The following is a 25,254-nucleotide window of genomic DNA, read 5'->3' as shown; positions in this document are numbered from 1 at the left end:
CATTATTTCGATTATTTATTTTGTTTCCTTATGAACTGTATGCTTATTGCATGTTTTACAAAATTTCTTTATTTCAAGTCGCTCTACAGAGCTCATATCTTTCATTGTAGAGTAGTTACGATTTTTACACTCTTCACATGAGAGCACCACTTTTTTTCTCATTTGTTATACCAACCTTGTAACATTATGTCCCTAAAAATGTATCATACAATAAAAGGCAATGTCAATGACATGCCTTTTACTTAGATACAAAAAAAGGAAAGAAAGTACCTTTACATCATTTCGAATTTAAAGTTGTATTCTCTCTCATTTCCATATATCTTTCTAATTTCCGTTTTACACGTTGAAGAGCATTATCAATAGATTTCACATGTCTATTTAGTTGCTCAGATATTTCTTGATATGAACGGCCGTCTAAGTATAAAGAAAGTACTTTCCTCTCCAAATCGCTTAATAATTCAGATATTTTTAATTCTATGTCACTATATTCTTCCTGACTAATAATCATTTCTTCAGGATCTGTTACTTTTGCTTCTGAAATAACATCTAATAGCGTACGGTCAGATTCCTCATCGTAAATCGGTTTATCCAAAGAAACATACGAATTTAAAGGAATATGTTTTTGTCTTGTTGCAGTCTTAATAGCAGTAATAATTTGACGAGTAATACATAATTCAGCAAATGCTTTAAAAGAAGATAGCTTGTCCTCTTTATAATCACGAATCGCTTTAAAAAGCCCAATCATACCTTCTTGAACGATATCCTCTCGATCGGCACCTACTAAAAAATAAGATCTCGATTTTGCGCGAACAAAGTTTTTATACTTGTGTATTAAATATTCAAGAGCATCAATATTACCTTTTCGAACTAACTCAACGATTGCCTCATCCTCTAAATCGCGAAACGTAACGTTGCTAGTACTTACGAAGCCTGTTTCCACTCTGATCCCTCCGACCGCTATTTATTTAGAAATATTATACAGTAAGCGTTTAAAGAGCGTCAATGTCTCAACGCTCTCCTCGCCTTAATTTTTCTAATTTTTCTGTAACATCCTTGCTAAATATTGTTCGCATAGCTGGTTGTTTCTCTTTGGTCGCTTTCGTTTCATGACGCACCTGTTGTTCCATCGCCTGCACTTCTAACTCCAGTTCACGCGCTGACTTTCTAAGCGCCCCCTGTCCAAAGATAACCCATTGCTCCGTATAATCAGAAGTTGCAACATAGATTTGTGTATTAATATTACGAAGTTCGCTTGCCAACTGTTCGATCTTTTCATCAGCAGTTTGATTTTTTCTAGTAAAAATAACCTCAACACGCGATTGCTTCATCTTTTTCTCAATACCTTGAACTGTATAAGCATCAAACACAATCATTACTTTTGTTCCAGTGTACCCTTGATAATCTGCCATTTTATCAATTAATGCGTCCCTCGATGCTTGTAAATCTACATCCCTCAATTTCTTCAAGTCTTTCCAAGCCCCTATGATGTTGTAGCCATCAACGATTAAAATATCATTCATTTGTTACTTACCAATCTGGTGGCGTTTACGATATACCTCATACATTAACAGACTTGCAGCTACTGAAGCATTTAAGGATGTAACTTTACCGACCATGGGTAAATGAACTAGGAAATCACACTTTTGTCCAATGATACGGCTCATGCCTTTTCCTTCACTACCAATTACTAATCCAATCGGCATATTACCATCTAGATTACGATAATCAGTCTTCCCTTTAGCATCTGTACCAGCGATCCATAGACCGCGTTCCTTTAGCTCATCGATTGTACGAGATAAATTTGTCACTCGCACAACAGGAATATACTCAATCGCTCCTGTAGAGGCCTTTGCAACTGAAGCTGTCAGTCCAACAGATCGTCGCTTTGGAATAATAATACCGTGCGCTCCAGTTGCATCTGCGGTACGCATAATAGACCCCAGATTATGTGGATCTTCAATCTCATCTAAAATTAAAAAGAATGGCTCTTCATTACGTTTAGCAGCAACTTTGAATAAATCTTCTAATTCCGCATATTGATATGCTGCTACTTGAGCAATTACTCCTTGATGATTTCCTTCAACAAGTTGGTCTAATTTTTTCTTTGGGGCATATTGCAGAAGAATTTTATTCTCTTTTGCTAATGCTACGACAATTTGAATTTGTCCTTTAGCAGCACCTTCTGCCACCCAAATCTTATTAATATCTCGTCCCGATCGCAATGCTTCAATAACGGGATTACGTCCAATAATGTATTCGCTACTCATGACAATTTGCCTCCTTCCGTTCCTTCTAACACATGAATCGCCTTATTTACAATTTCCTCTAATCTTTCACGATTGTGTAGTAAATAATGATAACCAATCACCGCTTCAAAAGCTGTGCTATGACGATATGTTTGTACGTCTGTATTTTTCGGAACAGTACCTGAATTTGCATTACGCCCTCTTCTTAATACTGCTTCTTCTTCCTCAGTTAAAAAATTCGTTTCTAATAAATGATAAACTACTTTCGCTTGCGCTTTTGCAGAAACAAAGCTCGTCCCTAATCGATGTAGCTGGTTGGGACGAACTGTTCCTTTTTGAAGGAGGTGATGGCGGATATATTGTTCATACACCGCATCACCCATGTAGGCTAACGCCAAACTGTTTAATTGCTTTGCATCAATCATACTTATCCTCTTTTCCATCTTGTACCTTGAGCGGTATCTTCTAAAATAATATTGCGTTCTTTTAAGTCATCACGGATTTTATCAGCTAATGCAAAATCACGATTTTTACGAGCTTCAATACGCTTTTGAATGAGCGCTTCAATTTCTTTATCAAGTAATTCTTCTTTCGTAAACACTAATCCTAAAATACGAAACAACATTTCAAGTTGGTTGATATACGCTTCAATAACAACTTTTGACGTATGCTCTTCTAATAAATATTGATTTGCATGGTTTGCTAAGTTATACAACTCTGTTATTGCATTTGCTGTATTAAAGTCATCATCCATTGCCGCCTCAAATGCAGATTGGAATTCCTTCATTTCAGCTAACCATTTCTCATTATGATCTGTTAAATCCGTACTGCTTTCTATACGATGCTTTAAGTTTCGATAAGTCGTTTTAATTCTTTCTAATCCATTATTTGTACTTTGTAATAGCTCTTCACTAAAGTTAATTGGATGACGATAATGTACAGATAGCATAAAGAATCGAATTAATTGCGGATCATATTGCTTAATAATATCGTGAACAAGAATAAAATTCCCTAATGATTTAGACATTTTCTCATTGTTAATATTAATATAACCATTATGCATCCAGTAGCGTGCAAATGGTTTTCCAGTTAAAGCTTCTGATTGCGCAATTTCATTTTCATGATGCGGGAATGATAAATCTTGCCCACCAGCATGAATATCAATTGAATCTCCTAAATATTTTCTTGCCATTGCAGAGCATTCAATATGCCAACCCGGGCGTCCTTTTCCCCAAGGGCTTTCCCAGAAGATTTCTCCTTCTTTCGCTGCCTTCCATAAAGCAAAATCGAGTGGGTCTTGTTTCTTTTCCCCCACTTCAATACGTGCGCCATGACGTAAATCTTCAATTGCTTGATGCGATAACTTACCGTATCCTTCAAACTCTTTTGTTCTGTAATATACATCGCCCTCAGATTCATATGCATACCCTTTATTCACAAGCTCTTGAATAAACTCAATAATGATATCCATATTTTCTGTTACTCGTGGATGAACCGTTGCATGTTTGCAACCAAGTGCCGTTACATCCTCGAAGTACGCTTCGATAAAACGCTCTGCAATTGTTGGGACATCTTCTCCAAGTTCATTTGCAGCCTTAATTAATTTATCATCGACATCAGTAAAGTTGGAAACATATTGGACATCATATCCTTTATGTTCTAAGTAACGACGCACTGTATCAAATACCATAGGCGGTCTTGCGTTCCCAATATGAATATAGTTGTATACTGTAGGTCCGCATACATACATCTTTACTTTCTTTTCTTCTAAAGGAATAAATTCTTCCTTCTGACGTGTTAATGTATTATAAATGTGAATAGTCATTGTTATCCTTCCTTTCTACTTTCAATGCAAGCTGCTTCTTTAATGCTTCTATCTCTGCTTCCATTACTTTTAATTTATCAAAAATTGGATCTGGTAAGTCTGAATGATTTAGCTCCTGCCCAATCTTCACTCCATTTTGAATAACGACGCGTCCCGGTATACCTACAACTGTAGAATGTGCAGGAACTTCTTTTAATACGACAGACCCTGCTCCAATTTTAGAGTTTTCCCCAATCGTAATAGATCCAAGTACTTTTGCCCCTGTTGAAATGAGTACATTGTCCTTGATAGTTGGATGCCTTTTTCCTTTTTCCTTTCCAGTACCCCCAAGTGTAACACCTTGATAAATCGTTACATTATCTCCAATTTCACATGTTTCCCCAATTACTACACCCATACCATGATCAATAAAAAAACGGCGACCAATTGTTGCTCCTGGGTGAATTTCAATACCAGTAAAAAAACGACTAACTTGTGAAATGAGGCGTGCAATAAAGAAAAACTTTTTTTTATAAAAAGCATGTGCAATTCGATGTGCCCAAACTGCATGCAATCCAGAATAAGTTAAAATGACTTCGAAATAACTTCTTGCCGCTGGATCCTGTTCAAAAACGACTTCAATATCTTCTCGAAGCCTCTTAAACATCAATGTCCCCTCCCCTTTACAGGTTACTTTTTTTAATGAATGATTTTTTCTCCTTTAGCCCCTCTTTACTCAAACGTATAAATTGGAAATATATACAACCCAGCCCTTTACTACTCAGTGTCTTAGGAACAGCTACCGTTCCTTCGTTTTTAAAGTAAGGTAAGCCTCTTAAGCCATAAATGATGGAATAAAAAAGGCGTCTCTGTCATATTGACAGAGACGCCTTTTTAGCGCGGTTCCACTCTGTTTAGGCCAAAAAAGCCTCAAACTCATTCTTAATAACGGCTGATACCGCTTCTGCTTACTTTTCGTCTTTCGGGCGTTTTCCGAAATCATTCGTTGTTGGGCAGAAGACTCAAAGGTGCATTTCAAAAAACCGCTTATAAACCACTTCCAGCCAAAGATGGTTCTCTCTGTAAAAAGCCTGTTTTTCTACTTCTCCTTCTCGTCGCTTTTCCTTATTCACTTTTGAGTATTCTTATTATATTTCGAAATTCGTTAAATGTTAACCAATTACTTTTTGAATACGTTTTAAGACTTTCTCTTTTCCAAGAAGCGCAATCGCATTTGGAAGCTCTGGACCATGTGTTTGCCCAGTTGTTGCAACACGAATTGGCATAAATAAGTTTTTACCCTTATGTCCTGTTTCCTTTTGAACAGCTTTAATTGCTTTCTTAATTGTAGCTGGTTCTACTTCCTCTAGAGCCTCTAATTCTACTGCAAACGCACGAAGCACTTCAGGTACTTGTTCTCCTTTTAATACTTCTTTTCCTTCTTCTTCAAAGTCTACATGATCTTTGAAGAACATTTCAGAAAGCTCCACAATTTCAGCCCCATAGCTCATTTGTTCATGATATAAAGCAATTACGTCCCGAACCCAAGCTGCTTCTTGCTCACTTAAATCTTCACTTACACGACCAGCTTTCACTAAATGCGGTAAGCTTAATGCAACAACAGTATCTAAATCTTGTTTTTTCATATATTGGTTATTCATCCATTTTAATTTTTGGGAATCGAATAACGCAGGTGATTTTGATAAACGAGCTGCATCAAACATCTTAATAAACTCATCTTTTGAGAAGATTTCCTCTTCTCCTACTGGTGACCAACCTAGTAATGCAATGAAGTTAAAAATTGCTTCTGGAAGATATCCAAGTGCTTCATATTGTTCAATAAATTGAATAATAGATTCATCTCGTTTACTTAATTTTTTACGACTTTCATTTACGATGAGTGTCATATGACCAAACTGAGGAGTATCCCAGCCAAATGCTTCATAAATCATCATTTGTTTTGGCGTATTCGAAATATGATCATCTCCACGAAGAACATGTGTAATTTCCATTAAATGATCATCTACCGCTACCGCAAAGTTATATGTTGGAATACCATCTTTTTTCACGATAACAAAGTCACCGAAGTCGTTAGAATGGAATGTCACATCACCTTTTACAATATCATTAAATTTGTACTCACGGTTATCTGGTACACGGAAGCGAATACTTGGAACACGGCCTTCCGCCTCAAATTGCGCAATTTGTTCCTCTGTTAAATTGCGGTGATTACCTGCGTAACGAGGTGTCTCACCACGAGCGATTTGCCCTTCACGTTCTGCTTCTAATTCTTCCTCAGTCATATAGCATTTATAAGCTAAACCACGCTCTAGTAAATCTTCATATAACTCTTTATAAATATCTAAACGCTCTGTTTGACGATATGGTCCATATTTACCACCAACGTCAACACCTTCATCCCAGTCCATACCGAGCCATTTCAAGTATTTTAATTGGCTTTCTTCACCGCCAGCAACGTTACGTTTCACATCAGTATCTTCAATGCGAATAATAAACTTACCATCTTGATGACGAGCAAATAAATAATTAAATAATGCCGTACGCGCATTTCCGATATGTAAGTGTCCTGTTGGACTTGGCGCATAGCGCACTCTCACTTGCTTTTCCATAATTGGTACACCTTCCATTCTTAATGTCAACACATTCTATAATTGTACACCAAAAAAATCTGATTATCCATCTTGCAAACAAAAAACCATTATTTTTTCTGTAATAATACAACCGCTTGAGAAGCAATTCCTTCTTCTCTACCTGTAAATCCCAACTTTTCTGTCGTTGTCGCTTTTACATTAATATTATCAATCGATGTTTCTAAAAGCTCACTAATACGTTTCCGCATGCTTTCAATATGTGGCGCCATCTTTGGTTTCTGAGCAATAATTGTACAATCTAAATTCCCTAATTCATATCCTTGTTCACGTACAAACTCCCAAACCTTTTGTAATAACACTGCCGAATCCGCATCTTTAAAAGCCGGGTCTGTGTCTGGAAAATGTTTTCCGATATCTCCAGCAGCAATCGCTCCTAAACAAGCATCCGCAATTGTATGTAAAAGCACATCTGCATCTGAATGACCTAATAAACCTTTCTCATATGGAATCGTAATCCCTCCGATAATTAACGGTCTTCCTTCTGCAAATTCATGCACATCAAAACCTTGTCCAATTCGAAACATTCTATACATCCTCCTCAAGCTAAACTACTAAATTTTATGATTCTATCTTATATCGCTATGTGTATAAAGAAAAGCCCGGTACGAACCGAGCTTTTCAACCATACTACCGCTATCTTCTCTGAACGTGCAAAAAGCTTTCAGCAATTAATAAATCTTCTGGTGTTGTCACCTTAATATTATAATAGCTACCTTCTACTACGCCGACTTCCTTTCCGATACGCTCTACGAGACTTGCATCATCCGTACCAAGAAAACCACTTTGCTTCGCGCTTTGATGAGCCTCTAATAAAAGTGCAACAGAAAAGCCTTGCGGTGTTTGAACCGCTCTAAGTTGAGAACGTTCAACTGTCTCAAAAACTGCATCATTTACTACTTTCTTTATCGTATCCTTCACTGGTACAGCGCAAATGGAAGCACCCTTCTCTTTTGCCACAATTAATACTTCATGAATCATCTTATTCGTTACAAAAGGGCGGGCACCATCATGAACAAGAACATATTCAGTTTCTTTCACATACTGAAGTGCATGATACACACTATCTTGTCTTTCGGCTCCACCTTGAATAAACTGCACATTCTTTCGAATACCGTACTTTTGTATTAATGCCTCAAAATCAGAACGCTCTTGTTCGTTAATTGCCATAATAATTTTTTCACATGCTTCGTCTTTCTCAAAAGCACGTAATGTATGAACGATAATAGGCACCTCATTAATAAGCAAAAACAATTTGTTTTTACCAGCGCCCATTCGTTTCCCTTGACCTGCTGCTGGAATAATTAATGTATACATATTACGAATCCTCTGCTTATAATGCTTTTTCTAATAATTTACGCTTTGCAAAAATCATACGACCAGCCGATGTTTGCAGTACACTTGTAACAAGTACTTCTAATTGGGAGCCAACGTACTCCTTGCCGTCTTCTACTACAATCATGGTGCCATCATCTAAATATGCAACACCTTGATTTTGCTCTTTTCCATCTTTCACAACATAAACATTTAACTCTTCTCCAGGGAGAACAACCGGTTTAATTGCATTTGCTAAATCATTAATATTTAAAACCGTTACCCCCTGTAATTCAGAAACCTTATTTAAATTGAAGTCATTCGTTACAACCGTTCCACCAGTTAACTTCGCCAATTTCACAAGTTTGCTATCTACCTCTTGAATATCTTCAAAATCACCCTCGTAAATCTCTACTGGAATCGGCATTTCTTTTTGAATACGATTTAAAATATCTAGCCCTCTGCGGCCTCGATTACGCTTTAATGCGTCAGAAGAATCAGCAATATGTTGTAACTCTTCTAATACAAACTGTGGGATTACAATTGTTCCCTCTAAAAATTTTGTTTGACAAATATCCGCAATACGTCCATCAATAATTACACTCGTATCAAGAATTTTCCAGTTCAGAGAAGATTCCTCTCCCCCTACTTCGTTCTCTTCATTTTCGCTATTCGTATTTTTCTTCTTACCGCTACGCTGTGGCAATGTAAATAACCCTAGCAACTCATTTCGTTTTTTGAACCCTACCTGGAAGCCTAAATAACCAAGTAAAAGAGTAAAGAAAACCTGTAACACGGTACTGATGACTTGAATTGTAATTTCACGAATTGGGATTAAAATTAAATATGCAACGATAAGACCAGAGATTAAACCTAGCGTACCAAATAAAACATCTGTCACAGGCGCCTTTACAAGCGCTTCTTCAATATGTTTAATAAGCTGAACAATATAATCTACAAGCCAAAATGTTGTTAAAAATAAAATGATTGCACCAATAATTGCACGAACATATGAACCTTCAAGTAAAGGAACTGCACCAATCTCTAACACATTCATTACTTTTGGGATTAAAAAAATCCCTAAAGCTCCCCCGATTACTAAAAAGAAGAGCTGTACGATCCGTTTCAACATTCAACCACCTCCTACTCATTATTAACCATTGTTTTGTGAATCAAAACGCCGAATGTAAAAGCGGACGTGCTTTTTTCATAAATCGTTTTATTTACCAATATATCATATCATATATTAAAAATGTTCTCGCCTTGTTATATTGTATATTCAATGTAATATTCTTAGTTGTGTCTACTCATATAAAGATGTTCTTGGATTCGTTTTAAACCTTCTCGTATTTTTTTCGCTCGAACTTCCCCAATTCCTTCCACATCATCGAGTTCATCAATCGATGCTCGACAGACACCTTGCAATGTTTTAAAACGATTGATCAAATTTTCAATAATGAGAGGTGGCACTCTCGATATTTTACTTGTAATGCGATATCCCCTTGGTGTGACACTTTCCTCCAAGCTTGTTTGTCCTGGGTAACCGAGCAATTTGACTAAGTCACTATCTTCTAAAAGCTGTGCATTTGCAAGATCTTGTAGTTTTTTCAATATTTGATAATGATCTTGCGTTTTTTCTTGATAGTAATCTTTTATTAATAAAGCGGCCTCCGCCTCTAAATCCGCCAGTAACTCCGTTAATTGTAAACGAATGAGCCTGCCTTCTGTTCCTAATTCATGAATATAGCTCAAAATCTCATTCTTAATACGAAGTACCATCTCAACACTATGTAAAACGTGAACTACCTCAGATAACGTAACAACCTCTTCAAATTCTAGAATACCCAAATTCGTAATACCGTCATTCCAGACTGCTTTATATTTTTCTAAAGTTTGAATCGCTTGATTCGCCTTAGTTAAAATAACACCTATATCTTTTAATGTATAACGTAAATTCCCTTGATATAACGTAATTACATTACGTCTTTGTGAAATCGCTATAACAAGACTACCTGTTTGTTTTGCTACACGCTCCGCCGTACGGTGACGCATTCCTGTTTCAATAGAGTCAATAGCTGATTCAGGAACTAATTGAGCATTTGCAATTAAGATTTTGCTTCCTGTTTCATTTAAAATGAGTGCACCGTCCATTTTTGCTAATTCGTATAAACTAGCAGGAGAAAATCCACAATTAATATGGAACCCTCCATCCACAATACTTTTTATTTGTTCATTGTACCCAAGAACAATTAATCCACCAGTCTGTGCACGAAGTACATTATCTATCCCTTCACGTAGCGGTGTACCTGGTGCAACAAGCTGTAAAATATTAAGCATACTTTTCACACGTTGCTTGTTTTCTTCCATAGCCTAGCCTCCTAATGTCAATCGCAGCGCCTCGCCTAAATTGGAAACACCAACCACTTCAATCCCCTCAGGAATTGTCCATCCACCTAAATTTTTCCGCGGGATAATTGCACGTTGAAATCCTAATTTAGCAGCTTCTTGTACACGTTGTTCAATTCTTGATACTCTTCTTATTTCTCCAGTTAATCCTACTTCTCCTATTACCGCATCAGTCGGTGCCGTAGATTTATCTCGAAAACTTGAAGCAATGCTTATTGCAACCGCTAAGTCAATCGCTGGTTCATCTAACTTCAAACCTCCAGCCACTTTCAAATACGCATCTTGATTTTGCAACAATAATCCGGCTCTCTTTTCCAACACTGCCATAATAAGAGATACACGATTATGATCAATTCCTGTGGCCATTCTTCGAGGATTTCCAAAACTAGTAGGAGAGATTAATGCTTGTATTTCTACTAAAACAGGTCTTGTTCCTTCCATTGAGGCAACAACTGTAGACCCTGCAACTCCGACCGGTCTTTCTTCTAGGAAAATTTCAGAAGGATTCAATACTTCTGCAAGACCCAGCTCTTTCATTTCAAAAATACCCATTTCATTTGTAGAACCAAATCGGTTTTTTACTGCTCGCAAAATACGATATGTATGATGACGATCTCCTTCAAAATAAAGAACCGCATCTACCATATGTTCTAGCATACGTGGCCCTGCAATCGCACCTTCTTTTGTCACATGCCCAACAATAAAAATGGGGATTCCTTTCGTTTTCGCAAGTTTCATCAGTTCCGCCGTACATTCACGTACTTGTGCCACACTTCCAGGTGCTGAAGTAACTTCCGGTAGATAAATGGTTTGAATAGAATCAATTACAACAAAAGAGGGATTCATTTCTTCAATATGAGTTGCAATGCGCTGTAAATCTGTTTCTGAAACAACGAACAGATTCCGGCCATTTACATGTAAACGATCTGCACGAAGCTTGATTTGTTTTGCGGATTCTTCTCCTGATATATACAGAACATCATAAGCAGAATTTGCTAATTGTGATGATATTTGCAACAGTAAAGTCGATTTCCCAATTCCAGGATCTCCTCCGATAAGAACAAGGGAACCATCAACAATACCTCCACCTAATACACGATTAAATTCTTGAAATTGTGTCTCAATACGCGCTTCTGATTTTGTTTCTACTTCTATAAGCCTTCTTGGTTTTGTTACCTCTGTTTGAATCGCATTTGCATAATTAAGGCGTCTAGATGATACAACTTGTTCTATCTCTTCAACAAGTGTATTCCATTGTCCACAACCAGGGCATCTTCCCATATATTTCGGTGATTGATAACCGCATTCTTGACATATGAATTTCGTTTTCTTCTTAGCCATATTCTTCTATACTTCACTTCACTTTCATAAACATATAGCTCGTATAAGAAAGAGGGCTATCGAATAGCCCCCCTTGTTTTTCTATACTTATTTTACCTTTTCTGCACTGCGAATGACAAATGATTCTCTCTCTTTATCAAAGATAACTTTTTGTCCTTTCTCAATGACTCCTTTTAGAAGTTCTTCTGATAATCGATCTTCCACATGTTTCTGAATTGCTCTGCGAAGTGGACGAGCACCATACTCGCGATCGAACCCTTTATCAGCAATCGCTTCAATTGCAGCGTCCGTTAACTCTAAATAAATCTCTTGTTCTTCTAATCGTTTTACTAGTTGATTTACCATTAGTGTCACAATTTCTTGAATATGTTTTTTCTCAAGCATATGGAACACAATGATTTCATCGATACGGTTCAAGAATTCTGGACGGAATGCTTTTTTCAATTCGTCCATTACTTTTCCTTTCATATCTGCATAGTCACGGCTCTCATCTTGCACGTTAAATCCAAGATGTTTATTGCGTTTTAATGCCTCAGCACCAACGTTAGAAGTCATAATCACAATTGTATTACGGAAATCAACTGTGCGACCTTTAGAGTCTGTCAAACGGCCGTCTTCTAATACTTGTAATAAAATATTAAATACATCTGGATGTGCTTTTTCTACTTCATCTAATAGAACAACAGAATACGGTTTACGACGAACCTTCTCTGTTAATTGACCGCCCTCTTCATATCCTACATATCCTGGAGGAGAACCAACTAAACGAGATGTAGAATGTTTCTCCATATATTCCGACATGTCGATGCGGATCATAGCATCCTCATCACCGAACATAGATTCCGCTAATGCTCGTGCTAATTCTGTTTTCCCAACACCAGTTGGTCCTAAGAAAATAAAGGAACCAATTGGACGTTTTGGATCTTTTAAGCCAGCTCTTGCACGACGTACCGCCTTCGCTACAGCTACAACAGCTTCATCTTGACCGATTACACGATCATGTAAAATGGATTCTAAGTTTAACAATTTATCCGTTTCTGTTTGCGCAAGCTTAGAAACTGGAATACGCGTCCATGTAGAAACAACGTTTGCAATATCCTCTACTGTCACTTCAGAGTTTTCTTTTCCTTGCTGTTCTTTCCACTGACGTTTTGTATCCTCTAATTTTTCACGTAAACGTTGCTCCATATCTCGTAATGAAGCAGCTTTTTCGAATTCTTGACTCTGCACAGCTGCATCTTTTTCTTTACGAATTTCCTCAAGTTTCACTTCTAATTCTTTTAAGTTTGGTGGCGTTGTATAAGAACGTAAACGTACTTTAGAAGCCGCCTCATCAATTAAATCGATTGCTTTATCCGGTAAGAAGCGATCTGTAATATAGCGATCTGAAAGCTTTACCGCTACCTCGATTGCATCATCTGTAATAGATACACGGTGATGCGCTTCATATCGATCACGCAACCCTTTCAAAATTTGAATAGATTCTTCCAAGCTTGGTTCATCCACTTGAATTGGTTGGAAGCGTCGCTCTAACGCTGCGTCTTTTTCAATATATTTTCGATACTCATCTAAAGTTGTCGCACCAATACATTGTAGTTCGCCACGCGCTAGCGAAGGTTTTAAAATATTCGATGCATCAATTGCCCCTTCTGCACCGCCTGCACCAATTAATGTATGAAGTTCGTCAATAAATAAAATAATGTTACCTGCCTGACGAATCTCATCCATTACTTTTTTTAAACGATCCTCAAACTCACCACGATATTTTGTACCAGCTACAACTGTTCCCATATCTAATGTCATAACACGTTTATCTCGTAATGTTTCCGGAACTTCGTTATTTACAATTTGTTGCGCTAAACCTTCTGCGATTGCAGTCTTACCTACACCTGGCTCCCCAATTAGCACCGGGTTATTTTTTGTTCTACGGCTTAACACCTCAATAACCCGTTGAATTTCCTTACTGCGCCCAATAACAGGATCTAATCTACTTTCACGTGCAATTACTGTTAAATCACGTGCTAAGCTATCCAAAGTTGGTGTATTGGCATTTGTCGATGAAGCACCTTGATGACCTGAAGCTGCTTCATTGCTTCCAAGAAGTTGTAACACTTGTTGTCTCGCCTTATTTAAACTTACACCTAAGTTATTTAAAACACGCGCTGCAACGCCTTCTCCTTCACGAATTAATCCTAGTAAGATATGCTCCGTTCCAACATAAGAATGACCTAATTTACGTGCTTCATCCATGGATAATTCAATGACCTTTTTCGCACGAGGAGTATAATGAACAGTCTGAGATACTTCTGTACCACGACCAATTAATGCCTCTACTTCTTTTTGTATCTTCTCTGGACTTAAGCCAAGAGCAATTAATGCTTTCGCTGCAATACCTTCACCTTCACGTACTAGCCCAAGTAAAATATGCTCTGTTCCAATATTATTATGACCAATACGGATTGCTTCCTCTTGAGATAAAGCTAATACTTTCTGCGCTCGTTCTGTAAATCTTCCAAACATCATAGAAATCGCCTCCTACTATGCTTCATTTTCTTCAATGCGTAATCTTTCACGGATTAAAGCTGCCCTTCGATAATCTCTTTCTTCTGGTCCCAGTTGTCCACCTGCATATTGCTGGAGAATACCTGGTTGGGTAAGCACCATTAGCTCCGTCAAAATATTTCTTGATACATCTTTTATATAACCTAAATCAATGCCAAGTCTTACATCAGATAAACAAGTAGCAGCTTCTGCAGATTGGATTAAGCGACTATGAGCGAGTATACCGTAAGAACGATACACTTTATCCTCAAGCTCAATACTTGAATTTTTCACAATTAATTCTCGCGCTGCCTTTTCCTGTTGAATTAATTGATGAATCACACTTGTTAAATCTGCAATAATATCTTCCTCAGATTTCCCTAGCGTCATCTGATTGGAAACTTGAAATATATTCCCTAAGGCTTCGCTACCTTCCCCATATATTCCTCTTACAACTAAACCTAATTGCTGAATTGCCTGTATAATACGATTGATTCGTTTTGTTAAAACAAGTGCAGGTAAATGGATCATGACTGAAGCCCTTAATCCAGTTCCTACATTTGTAGGGCAACTTGTAACATAACCAAGTTCTTCATCAAATGCATATTCAACCACTTCTTCAAATACATTATCTATTTTGTTTGCACTTTGAAGCGCCTCGGATAATTGCAATCCTGGGAATAAGCATTGAATGCGCACATGATCTTCTTCATTTAGCATGACACTTATATGCTCACTCTCAGATAATATACAAGCTCCAAATTCTGTCTCGGCAAGATTTGGACTAATTAAATGCTTTTCTACTAAGACCCTCCGCTGAAGGGGAGTTAATTCGTTCATTTTTAATAACTCAAAGCTGCCAAAATCTCTCATCGTTTTATTCACTAACTTTTGCTGAAATAACTCTGTAATCTGATTAGCTTCTTCAGCTGTTTGCATAATTGGAAAATGATAATTTTTTAAATTACGAGCTAAACGAATACGAGTGCTTAAAACGATGTCAGAATCTGGTCCATCTCCCTTCATCCAAGGGCTTATTGCTTCATTCATAATACGATCGAGTGACATAGAACTACTCCCCCTCTCTATGTTCACTTATTTGTTTTTCGAGATTTCGAATTTGATCACGAATTTGTGCGGCCTGTTCAAACTCTTCTCTTTGTACATGCTGCTTTAAAGTTAGTTTTAGTTCATCTAATTCTTTTTTCAAGTGGATATTTCCTCCTATACGCTTTGGAACTTTCCCACTATGATTTGTATGGCCACCATGCAATCGTTTTAACATAGGTTTTATTTGATCTTTAAATGTCTCATAACAAGAAGAACATCCAAGACGTCCAACTTTTGCAAATTGCTCATATGTCATTTTACACTCTGGACATCTCAATACTTTTGTACTTGAAAAAGTATTTTCCTTTTGTCCAAATGTTGCTGGCCCACCATTCAATAACCCTGCTAACAAGTCTTGAAAGGAAAAACTGGGTTGTGATGATTGAAAGAAAGACGTATAGCCACTTTGTCCTGCACATTGCTCACAAAGATGAACTTCCGTCTTTTCCCCATTTACTACTTTTGTATAATGCAAGGTTGCTGGTCTCATATTACAGTTTTGACAAGTCATCTTTATCCCCACCTTTACAACAGGAAAAACCAAAGCCCATAATACTATTTATATTATGGGATTCCTTTTTCACTTAGTCGATTCTGGCAAATTATATGTTGTTTATAAAACCGAACTATCTTACTTCCAAAAACATTTCCTAACAAAAGTCATATTTATTTATATTTCAGTGTCTTTAACATTGCGCATAATATCCGTGCTCGAAGTTGATCTCGAGACGGTGCGTCCATTAATAATACAGAGCGATCCAATACACTTAACATCAATTTTGCTTCTCTTTTTGTTATAATACCTTCTTCTATTAAGCGTATAATCATACCTTCTGCATTACTTTGTGCAATACTATGCTCAATCATATGAAGCATTTGATCGATAATGTCTATATCATCATGCAGTTTGACTTTGATAATACGAATGTAACCGCCACCGCCCCTTTTGCTTTCCACTATAAATCCTCTTTCCAATGTGAAGCGGGTATTAATGACATAATTGATTTGAGATGGAACACAATCAAAGCGATCTGCGATCTCACTTCTCTTAATTTCAATTACATTGTTATTGCTTAAGTCAATAACTTGCTTTAGATATTGCTCAATGATATCAGATATATTTCTCATTTATCCGCCACCTTTATTGACTTTGACTATCTTTGACTTTAATTATATACGTATTAAAAAAATTTGCAACTCTTTTGCTCTTTTACTATCTTATCCATAATCTTCATTGCTTAATCATGTTTGAAACGTTTATAAAAACAAAAAAACACGAATCGATTGATTCGTGTTTAAATTGCTTGGCGACGTCCTACTCTCACAGGGGCAAGGCCCCAACTACCATCGGCGCTAGAGAGCTTAACTTCCGTGTTCGGTATGGGAACGGGTGTGACCTCTCTGCCATCATCACCAAACTATTGAAGGGATATTCCTTCAAAACTAGATAACATTTGCTTCATATTGAATCCAGCTCCAGCGACTCTGAACAAGTCGCTTCCGCTTTTTTATTGGTTAAGTCCTCGATCTATTAGTATTCGTCAGCTCCACGTGTCACCACGCTTCCACCTCGAACCTATCAACCTGATCATCTTTCAGGGATCTTACTAGCTTACGCTATGGGAAATCTCATCTTGAGGGGGGCTTCATGCTTAGATGCTTTCAGCACTTATCCCTTCCGCACATAGCTACCCAGCGATGCCCTTGGCAGAACAACTGGTACACCAGCGGTGCGTCCATCCCGGTCCTCTCGTACTAAGGACAGCTCCTCTCAAATTTCCTACGCCCACGACGGATAGGGACCGAACTGTCTCACGACGTTCTGAACCCAGCTCGCGTACCGCTTTAATGGGCGAACAGCCCAACCCTTGGGACCGACTACAGCCCCAGGATGCGATGAGCCGACATCGAGGTGCCAAACCTCCCCGTCGATGTGGACTCTTGGGGGAGATAAGCCTGTTATCCCCGGGGTAGCTTTTATCCGTTGAGCGATGGCCCTTCCATGCGGAACCACCGGATCACTAAGCCCGACTTTCGTCCCTGCTCGACTTGTAGGTCTCGCAGTCAAGCTCCCTTATGCCTTTGCACTCTACGAATGATTTCCAACCATTCTGAGGGAACCTTTGGGCGCCTCCGTTACACTTTAGGAGGCGACCGCCCCAGTCAAACTGCCCACCTGACACTGTCTCCCGGGTCGATAAGACCCGTAGGTTAGAATTTCAATACAGCCAGGGCGGTATCCCACCAGCGCCTCCACCGAAGCTAGCGCTCCGGCTTCAAAGGCTCCCGCCTATCCTGTACAAGCTGTACCAAAATTCAATATCAGGCTACAGTAAAGCTCCACGGGGTCTTTCCGTCCTGTCGCGGGTAACCTGCATCTTCACAGGTACTATAATTTCACCGAGTCTCTGGTTGAGACAGTGCCCAAATCGTTACACCTTTCGTGCGGGTCGGAACTTACCCGACAAGGAATTTCGCTACCTTAGGACCGTTATAGTTACGGCCGCCGTTTACTGGGGCTTCAGTTCAGAGCTTCGCTTACGCTAACCCCTCTCCTTAACCTTCCAGCACCGGGCAGGTGTCAGCCCCTATACTTCGCCTTACGGCTTCGCAGAGACCTGTGTTTTTGCTAAACAGTCGCTTGGGCCTATTCACTGCGGCTTTCCGTTAAGAAAGCACCCCTTCTCCCGAAGTTACGGGGTCATTTTGCCGAGTTCCTTAACCAGAGTTCTCTCGCTCACCTTAGGATTCTCTCCTCGCCTACCTGTGTCGGTTTGCGGTACAGGCACCTTTTATCTCGCTAGAAGCTTTTCTTGGCAGCGGGGAATCAAAGACTTCGCTCCATAAGGAGCTTCCCCATCACAGCTCAGCCTTTGCGGTAAGCGGATTTGCCTACTTACCAGCCTAACTGCTTGGACGTGCACAACCAATCGCACGCTTCTTCTATCCTTCTGCGTCCCTCCATTGCTCAAACGATAAAGAGGTGGTACAGGAATATCAACCTGTTGTCCATCGCCTACGCCTGTCGGCCTCGGCTTAGGTCCTGACTAACCCTGAGCGGACGAGCCTTCCTCAGGAAACCTTAGGCATTCGGTGGACGGGATTCTCACCCGTCTTTCGCTACTCATACCGGCATTCTCACTTCTAAGCACTCCACCAGTCCTTCCGGTCTGACTTCACTGTCCTTAGAACGCTCCCCTACCACTGATACCAAAGGTATCAATCCGCAGCTTCGGTGGTGTATTTAGCCCCGGTACATTTTCGGCGCAGAGTCACTCGACTAGTGAGCTATTACGCACTCTTTAAATGGTGGCTGCTTCTAAGCCAACATCCTAGTTGTCTAAGCAACTCCACATCCTTTTCCACTTAATACACACTTTGGGACCTTAGCTGGCGGTCTGGGCTGTTTCCCTTTTGACTACGGATCTTATCACTCGCAGTCTGACTCCCAAGGATAAGTCATTGGCATTCGGAGTTTGACTGAATTCGGTAATCCGATGAGGACCCCTAGTCCAATCAGTGCTCTACCTCCAAGACTCTTACACTTGAGGCTAGCCCTAAAGCTATTTCGGGGAGAACCAGCTATCTCCAGGTTCGATTGGAATTTCTCCGCTACCCACACCTCATCCCCGCACTTTTCAACGTGCGTGGGTTCGGGCCTCCATTCAGTGTTACCTGAACTTCACCCTGGACATGGGTAGATCACCTGGTTTCGGGTCTACGACCACGTACTAAACGCCCTATTCAGACTCGCTTTCGCTACGGCTCCGCCTCTTCAGCTTAACCTCGCACGGGATCGTAACTCGCCGGTTCATTCTACAAAAGGCACGCCATCACCCGTTAACGGGCTCTGACTATTTGTAGGCACACGGTTTCAGGATCTCTTTCACTCCCCTCCCGGGGTGCTTTTCACCTTTCCCTCACGGTACTGGTTCACTATCGATCACTAGGGAGTATTTAGCCTTGGGAGATGGTCCTCCCAGATTCCGACGGAATTTCACGTGTTCCGCCGTACTCAGGATCCATTCAAGAGGGAACGAAGTTTCAACTACAGGGTTGTTACCTTCTATGACGAGCCTTTCCAGACTGCTTCGTCTACCTCGTTCCTTTGTAACTCCGTATAGAATGTCCTACAACCCCAAGAGGCAAGCCTCTTGGTTTGGGCTATGTTCCGTTTCGCTCGCCGCTACTCAGGAAATCGCATTTGCTTTCTCTTCCTCCAGGTACTTAGATGTTTCAGTTCCCTGGGTCTGTCCTCCTTACCCTATGTATTCAGATAAGGATACCATACCATTACGTATGGTGGGTTTCCCCATTCGGAAATCTCCGGATCAAAGCTTACTTACAGCTCCCCGAAGCATATCGGTGTTAGTCCCGTCCTTCATCGACTCCTAGTGTCAAGGCATCCACCGTGCGCCCTTTCTAACTTAACCAAACTAAAATTAAAAATATGAGCTACACTGTTATCTAGTTTTCAAAGAACATGCCTACTGCGCTGCATCTGCTTCTCTGCTGACATGCGGTGAGGAATCCATCATCGTGGAATTCACTTTCAGACGCAAACGCAAGAAAAACAAACTGCTTACGCTGTATAAACTTGAGAGAAAGTTCTCTCAAAACTGAACAAAACGAAACACGGAAACTTATATTGATGAACAACGTTCATCCATTCTCCATAGAAAGGAGGTGATCCAGCCGCACCTTCCGATACGGCTACCTTGTTACGACTTCACCCCAATCATCTGTCCCACCTTAGGCGGCTGGCTCCAAAAGGTTACCCCACCGACTTCGGGTGTTACAAACTCTCGTGGTGTGACGGGCGGTGTGTACAAGGCCCGGGAACGTATTCACCGCGGCATGCTGATCCGCGATTACTAGCGATTCCAGCTTCATGTAGGCGAGTTGCAGCCTACAATCCGAACTGAGAACGGTTTTATGAGATTAGCTCCACCTCGCGGTCTCGCGACTCTTTGTACCGTCCATTGTAGCACGTGTGTAGCCCAGGTCATAAGGGGCATGATGATTTGACGTCATCCCCACCTTCCTCCGGTTTGTCACCGGCAGTCACCTTAGAGTGCCCAACTGAATGATGGCAACTAAGATCAAGGGTTGCGCTCGTTGCGGGACTTAACCCAACATCTCACGACACGAGCTGACGACAACCATGCACCACCTGTCACTCTGCCCCCGAAGGGGAAGCCCTATCTCTAGGGTTGTCAGAGGATGTCAAGACCTGGTAAGGTTCTTCGCGTTGCTTCGAATTAAACCACATGCTCCACCGCTTGTGCGGGCCCCCGTCAATTCCTTTGAGTTTCAGCCTTGCGGCCGTACTCCCCAGGCGGAGTGCTTAATGCGTTAACTTCAGCACTAAAGGGCGGAAACCCTCTAACACTTAGCACTCATCGTTTACGGCGTGGACTACCAGGGTATCTAATCCTGTTTGCTCCCCACGCTTTCGCGCCTCAGCGTCAGTTACAGACCAGAGAGTCGCCTTCGCCACTGGTGTTCCTCCATATCTCTACGCATTTCACCGCTACACATGGAATTCCACTCTCCTCTTCTGCACTCAAGTCTCCCAGTTTCCAATGACCCTCCACGGTTGAGCCGTGGGCTTTCACATCAGACTTAAGAAACCGCCTGCGCGCGCTTTACGCCCAATAATTCCGGATAACGCTTGCCACCTACGTATTACCGCGGCTGCTGGCACGTAGTTAGCCGTGGCTTTCTGGTTAGGTACCGTCAAGGCATGAGCTTATTCAACTCACACTTGTTCTTCCCTAACAACAGAGCTTTACGACCCGAAGGCCTTCATCGCTCACGCGGCGTTGCTCCGTCAGACTTTCGTCCATTGCGGAAGATTCCCTACTGCTGCCTCCCGTAGGAGTCTGGGCCGTGTCTCAGTCCCAGTGTGGCCGATCACCCTCTCAGGTCGGCTACGCATCGTCGCCTTGGTGAGCCGTTACCTCACCAACTAGCTAATGCGACGCGGGTCCATCCATAAGTGACAGCCGAAGCCGCCTTTCAATCTTGCACCATGCGGTGCTAGATGTTATCCGGTATTAGCCCCGGTTTCCCGGAGTTATCCCAGTCTTATGGGCAGGTTACCCACGTGTTACTCACCCGTCCGCCGCTAACTTCTTAAGAGCAAGCTCTTAATCCGTTCGCTCGACTTGCATGTATTAGGCACGCCGCCAGCGTTCATCCTGAGCCAGGATCAAACTCTCCAATAAAGTTTGTCTAGCATCATAAATAAAAATTGACGTTTCACGTTGTTTGTTTCGTTCAGTTTTCAAAGAACTGTTTGGTGGAGCCTAGCGGGATCGAACCGCTGACCTCCTGCGTGCAAGGCAGGCGCTCTCCCAGCTGAGCTAAGGCCCCAAATCAAGTATCGGGAAGACAGGATTTGAACCTGCGACCCCCTGGTCCCAAACCAGGTGCTCTACCAAGCTGAGCCACTTCCCGAAAGAGAACGCGCCCGAGAGGAGTCGAACCCCTAACCTCTTGATCCGTAGTCAAACGCTCTATCCAATTGAGCTACGGGCGCATATGGTGCCGAGGGCGGGAGTCGAACCCGCACGGTGGTCACCCACCGCAGGATTTTAAGTCCTGTGCGTCTGCCTGTTCCGCCACCCCGGCATGTCATATTTGGAGCGGAAGACGGGATTCGAACCCGCGACCCCAACCTTGGCAAGGTTGTATTCTACCACTGAACTACTTCCGCAAGACATGTTATAAGTGTTTTATTAAAAGTGCGGGTGAAGGGAGTCGAACCCCCACGCCAAAGGCGCCAGATCCTAAGTCTGGTGCGTCTGCCAATTCCGCCACACCCGCATATTCTTTTAAAATGGTGAGCCATGAAGGACTCGAACCTTCGACCCTCTGATTAAAAGTCAGATGCTCTACCAACTGAGCTAATGGCTCATTTTGAAAATGGTGCCGGCTAGAGGACTTGAACCCCCAACCTACTGATTACAAGTCAGTTGCTCTACCAATTGAGCTAAGCCGGCATATATGGTGGAGGATGACGGGATCGAACCGCCGACCCCCTGCTTGTAAGGCAGGTGCTCTCCCAGCTGAGCTAATCCTCCATTCGCCTGGCGACGTCCTACTCTCACAGGGGCAAGGCCCCAACTACCATCGGCGCTAGAGAGCTTAACTTCCGTGTTCGGTATGGGAACGGGTGTGACCTCTCTGCCATCATCACCAGACAATATTCATTTGAGACAATCATTATTATACCTAATTCACTTAAAAAGTCAACAAGTTTTTTTATATTCTCTCAAAACTAGATAACATTTGCTTCATATTGAATCCAGCTCCAGCGACCCTGAACAAGTCGCTTCCGCTTTTTTATTGGTTAAGTCCTCGATCTATTAGTATTCGTCAGCTCCACGTGTCACCACGCTTCCACCTCGAACCTATCAACCTGATCATCTTTCAGGGATCTTACTAGCTTACGCTATGGGAAATCTCATCTTGAGGGGGGCTTCATGCTTAGATGCTTTCAGCACTTATCCCTTCCGCACATAGCTACCCAGCGATGCCCTTGGCAGAACAACTGGTACACCAGCGGTGCGTCCATCCCGGTCCTCTCGTACTAAGGACAGCTCCTCTCAAATTTCCTACGCCCACGACGGATAGGGACCGAACTGTCTCACGACGTTCTGAACCCAGCTCGCGTACCGCTTTAATGGGCGAACAGCCCAACCCTTGGGACCGACTACAGCCCCAGGATGCGATGAGCCGACATCGAGGTGCCAAACCTCCCCGTCGATGTGGACTCTTGGGGGAGATAAGCCTGTTATCCCCGGGGTAGCTTTTATCCGTTGAGCGATGGCCCTTCCATGCGGAACCACCGGATCACTAAGCCCGACTTTCGTCCCTGCTCGACTTGTAGGTCTCGCAGTCAAGCTCCCTTATGCCTTTGCACTCTACGAATGATTTCCAACCATTCTGAGGGAACCTTTGGGCGCCTCCGTTACACTTTAGGAGGCGACCGCCCCAGTCAAACTGCCCACCTGACACTGTCTCCCGGGTCGATAAGACCCGTAGGTTAGAATTTCAATACAGCCAGGGCGGTATCCCACCAGCGCCTCCACCGAAGCTAGCGCTCCGGCTTCAAAGGCTCCCGCCTATCCTGTACAAGCTGTACCAAAATTCAATATCAGGCTACAGTAAAGCTCCACGGGGTCTTTCCGTCCTGTCGCGGGTAACCTGCATCTTCACAGGTACTATAATTTCACCGAGTCTCTGGTTGAGACAGTGCCCAAATCGTTACACCTTTCGTGCGGGTCGGAACTTACCCGACAAGGAATTTCGCTACCTTAGGACCGTTATAGTTACGGCCGCCGTTTACTGGGGCTTCAGTTCAGAGCTTCGCTTACGCTAACCCCTCTCCTTAACCTTCCAGCACCGGGCAGGTGTCAGCCCCTATACTTCGCCTTACGGCTTCGCAGAGACCTGTGTTTTTGCTAAACAGTCGCTTGGGCCTATTCACTGCGGCTTTCCGTTAAGAAAGCACCCCTTCTCCCGAAGTTACGGGGTCATTTTGCCGAGTTCCTTAACCAGAGTTCTCTCGCTCACCTTAGGATTCTCTCCTCGCCTACCTGTGTCGGTTTGCGGTACAGGCACCTTTTATCTCGCTAGAAGCTTTTCTTGGCAGCGGGGAATCGAAGACTTCGCTCCATAAGGAGCTTCCCCATCACAGCTCAGCCTTCGCGGTAAGCGGATTTGCCTACTTACCAGCCTAACTGCTTGGACGTGCACAACCAATCGCACGCTTCTTCTATCCTTCTGCGTCCCTCCATTGCTCAAACGATAAAGAGGTGGTACAGGAATATCAACCTGTTGTCCATCGCCTACGCCTGTCGGCCTCGGCTTAGGTCCTGACTAACCCTGAGCGGACGAGCCTTCCTCAGGAAACCTTAGGCATTCGGTGGACGGGATTCTCACCCGTCTTTCGCTACTCATACCGGCATTCTCACTTCTAAGCACTCCACCAGTCCTTCCGGTCTGACTTCACTGTCCTTAGAACGCTCCCCTACCACTGATACCAAAGGTATCAATCCGCAGCTTCGGTGGTGTATTTAGCCCCGGTACATTTTCGGCGCAGAGTCACTCGACTAGTGAGCTATTACGCACTCTTTAAATGGTGGCTGCTTCTAAGCCAACATCCTAGTTGTCTAAGCAACTCCACATCCTTTTCCACTTAATACACACTTTGGGACCTTAGCTGGCGGTCTGGGCTGTTTCCCTTTTGACTACGGATCTTATCACTCGCAGTCTGACTCCCAAGGATAAGTCATTGGCATTCGGAGTTTGACTGAATTCGGTAATCCGATGAGGACCCCTAGTCCAATCAGTGCTCTACCTCCAAGACTCTTACACTTGAGGCTAGCCCTAAAGCTATTTCGGGGAGAACCAGCTATCTCCAGGTTCGATTGGAATTTCTCCGCTACCCACACCTCATCCCCGCACTTTTCAACGTGCGTGGGTTCGGGCCTCCATTCAGTGTTACCTGAACTTCACCCTGGACATGGGTAGATCACCTGGTTTCGGGTCTACGACCACGTACTAAACGCCCTATTCAGACTCGCTTTCGCTACGGCTCCGCCTCTTCAGCTTAACCTCGCACGGGATCGTAACTCGCCGGTTCATTCTACAAAAGGCACGCCATCACCCGTTAACGGGCTCTGACTATTTGTAGGCACACGGTTTCAGGATCTCTTTCACTCCCCTCCCGGGGTGCTTTTCACCTTTCCCTCACGGTACTGGTTCACTATCGATCACTAGGGAGTATTTAGCCTTGGGAGATGGTCCTCCC

Annotated in this window: 17 protein-coding genes, 9 tRNA genes, 5 rRNA genes and 1 other annotated feature (1 of these 32 running past the window's edge); all 31 genes read right to left on the bottom strand. The window is 42.1% G+C overall.

What is annotated here, in order from left to right:
- Positions 1-15: 15 nt before the first annotated feature.
- The gene (gene rpmG / locus BCER98_RS20490) at positions 16-162 is read right to left on the bottom strand and encodes a 50S ribosomal protein L33 (protein ID WP_081428336.1); all 147 of its coding nucleotides are present in this window, start codon (positions 160-162) and stop codon (positions 16-18) included.
- Positions 163-277: 115 nt separating this feature from the next.
- Positions 278-940 (bottom strand): RNA polymerase sporulation sigma factor SigH, encoded by a 663-nt coding sequence (locus BCER98_RS00580; RefSeq protein WP_011983232.1) that lies wholly within the window; start codon positions 938-940, stop codon positions 278-280.
- 67 nt (positions 941-1,007) lie between these two features.
- Complete coding sequence (locus BCER98_RS00575; RefSeq protein ID WP_011983231.1) at positions 1,008-1,520, bottom strand: NYN domain-containing protein; 513 nt, start codon at positions 1,518-1,520, stop codon at positions 1,008-1,010.
- A gap of 3 nt (positions 1,521-1,523) precedes the next feature.
- Positions 1,524-2,267: a 23S rRNA (guanosine(2251)-2'-O)-methyltransferase RlmB gene (rlmB, locus tag BCER98_RS00570; protein ID WP_011983230.1), complete on the bottom strand. Its 744-nt coding sequence runs from the start codon at positions 2,265-2,267 to the stop codon at positions 1,524-1,526.
- Positions 2,264-2,671, bottom strand: coding sequence for a Mini-ribonuclease 3 (locus BCER98_RS00565; RefSeq protein WP_011983229.1), 408 nt, complete (start codon positions 2,669-2,671; stop codon positions 2,264-2,266). Before BCER98_RS00565 ends, rlmB begins: the two co-directional genes overlap by 4 nt.
- A 2-nt stretch (positions 2,672-2,673) precedes the next feature.
- Entirely contained in the window at positions 2,674-4,071 is a 1,398-nt protein-coding gene (cysS, locus tag BCER98_RS00560; protein ID WP_011983228.1) for a cysteine--tRNA ligase, read from the bottom strand.
- Complete coding sequence (gene cysE, locus BCER98_RS00555; RefSeq protein WP_011983227.1) at positions 4,052-4,717, bottom strand: serine O-acetyltransferase; 666 nt, start codon at positions 4,715-4,717, stop codon at positions 4,052-4,054. Before cysE ends, cysS begins: the two co-directional genes overlap by 20 nt.
- A 212-nt stretch (positions 4,718-4,929) precedes the next feature.
- Positions 4,930-5,175, bottom strand: a binding site (T-box leader).
- 47 nt (positions 5,176-5,222) lie between these two features.
- The gene (gene gltX / locus BCER98_RS00550; RefSeq protein WP_011983226.1) at positions 5,223-6,680 is read right to left on the bottom strand and encodes a glutamate--tRNA ligase; all 1,458 of its coding nucleotides are present in this window, start codon (positions 6,678-6,680) and stop codon (positions 5,223-5,225) included.
- Between the two features lie 89 nt (positions 6,681-6,769).
- Positions 6,770-7,246, bottom strand: a complete 477-nt coding sequence (ispF, locus tag BCER98_RS00545) for a 2-C-methyl-D-erythritol 2,4-cyclodiphosphate synthase (protein WP_011983225.1) — start codon at positions 7,244-7,246, stop codon at positions 6,770-6,772.
- A gap of 109 nt (positions 7,247-7,355) precedes the next feature.
- Complete coding sequence (gene ispD, locus BCER98_RS00540; RefSeq protein WP_011983224.1) at positions 7,356-8,036, bottom strand: 2-C-methyl-D-erythritol 4-phosphate cytidylyltransferase; 681 nt, start codon at positions 8,034-8,036, stop codon at positions 7,356-7,358.
- 16 nt (positions 8,037-8,052) lie between these two features.
- Entirely contained in the window at positions 8,053-9,165 is a 1,113-nt protein-coding gene (locus BCER98_RS00535; protein WP_011983223.1) for a PIN/TRAM domain-containing protein, read from the bottom strand.
- 161 nt (positions 9,166-9,326) lie between these two features.
- Complete coding sequence (disA, locus tag BCER98_RS00530; protein WP_011983222.1) at positions 9,327-10,400, bottom strand: DNA integrity scanning diadenylate cyclase DisA; 1,074 nt, start codon at positions 10,398-10,400, stop codon at positions 9,327-9,329.
- A gap of 3 nt (positions 10,401-10,403) precedes the next feature.
- Positions 10,404-11,780: a DNA repair protein RadA gene (gene radA / locus BCER98_RS00525; RefSeq protein WP_011983221.1), complete on the bottom strand. Its 1,377-nt coding sequence runs from the start codon at positions 11,778-11,780 to the stop codon at positions 10,404-10,406.
- Between the two features lie 87 nt (positions 11,781-11,867).
- Positions 11,868-14,303 (bottom strand): ATP-dependent protease ATP-binding subunit ClpC, encoded by a 2,436-nt coding sequence (gene clpC / locus BCER98_RS00520; RefSeq protein ID WP_011983220.1) that lies wholly within the window; start codon positions 14,301-14,303, stop codon positions 11,868-11,870.
- A 15-nt stretch (positions 14,304-14,318) separates the two neighbouring features.
- Positions 14,319-15,389 (bottom strand): protein arginine kinase, encoded by a 1,071-nt coding sequence (locus tag BCER98_RS00515; RefSeq protein WP_011983219.1) that lies wholly within the window; start codon positions 15,387-15,389, stop codon positions 14,319-14,321.
- 4 nt (positions 15,390-15,393) lie between these two features.
- Positions 15,394-15,942: a UvrB/UvrC motif-containing protein gene (locus BCER98_RS00510; protein WP_011983218.1), complete on the bottom strand. Its 549-nt coding sequence runs from the start codon at positions 15,940-15,942 to the stop codon at positions 15,394-15,396.
- A 155-nt stretch (positions 15,943-16,097) separates the two neighbouring features.
- Positions 16,098-16,559 carry a CtsR family transcriptional regulator gene (locus BCER98_RS00505; RefSeq protein WP_011983217.1) on the bottom strand — a complete coding sequence of 154 codons (462 nt, stop codon included), beginning with the start codon at positions 16,557-16,559 and terminating at the stop codon, positions 16,098-16,100.
- Positions 16,560-16,733: 174 nt separating this feature from the next.
- Positions 16,734-16,849, bottom strand: a 5S ribosomal RNA gene (gene rrf / locus BCER98_RS00500).
- A gap of 93 nt (positions 16,850-16,942) precedes the next feature.
- Positions 16,943-19,864: ribosomal RNA gene (locus BCER98_RS00495) — 23S ribosomal RNA — on the bottom strand.
- Between the two features lie 246 nt (positions 19,865-20,110).
- A 16S ribosomal RNA gene (locus BCER98_RS00490) occupies positions 20,111-21,661 on the bottom strand.
- A gap of 72 nt (positions 21,662-21,733) precedes the next feature.
- Positions 21,734-21,809: transfer RNA gene (locus BCER98_RS00485), tRNA-Ala, on the bottom strand.
- A gap of 10 nt (positions 21,810-21,819) precedes the next feature.
- A tRNA-Pro gene (locus tag BCER98_RS00480) sits at positions 21,820-21,893 on the bottom strand.
- A gap of 8 nt (positions 21,894-21,901) precedes the next feature.
- Positions 21,902-21,975: transfer RNA gene (locus BCER98_RS00475), tRNA-Arg, on the bottom strand.
- 3 nt (positions 21,976-21,978) lie between these two features.
- A tRNA-Leu gene (locus BCER98_RS00470) sits at positions 21,979-22,067 on the bottom strand.
- A 10-nt stretch (positions 22,068-22,077) separates the two neighbouring features.
- Positions 22,078-22,152: transfer RNA gene (locus tag BCER98_RS00465), tRNA-Gly, on the bottom strand.
- 29 nt (positions 22,153-22,181) lie between these two features.
- A tRNA-Leu gene (locus BCER98_RS00460) sits at positions 22,182-22,262 on the bottom strand.
- A 14-nt stretch (positions 22,263-22,276) separates the two neighbouring features.
- Positions 22,277-22,352 (bottom strand) — tRNA-Lys (locus tag BCER98_RS00455).
- Between the two features lie 10 nt (positions 22,353-22,362).
- A tRNA-Thr gene (locus tag BCER98_RS00450) sits at positions 22,363-22,438 on the bottom strand.
- A gap of 5 nt (positions 22,439-22,443) precedes the next feature.
- A tRNA-Val gene (locus BCER98_RS00445) sits at positions 22,444-22,519 on the bottom strand.
- A gap of 4 nt (positions 22,520-22,523) precedes the next feature.
- Positions 22,524-22,639 (bottom strand): 5S ribosomal RNA (gene rrf / locus BCER98_RS00440).
- 145 nt (positions 22,640-22,784) lie between these two features.
- A 23S ribosomal RNA gene (locus tag BCER98_RS00435) occupies positions 22,785-25,254 on the bottom strand (it continues 452 nt past the right edge of the window).
- The 16S, 23S and 5S rRNA genes sit together here with 9 tRNA genes alongside, the layout of an rRNA operon.

The organism is Bacillus cytotoxicus NVH 391-98 (genome assembly GCF_000017425.1).
GTDB lineage: Bacteria > Bacillota > Bacilli > Bacillales > Bacillaceae_G > Bacillus_A > Bacillus_A cytotoxicus.
Note: the sequence above shows the minus strand (reverse complement) of the source record. Positions and strands in the feature narration are given on the sequence as shown.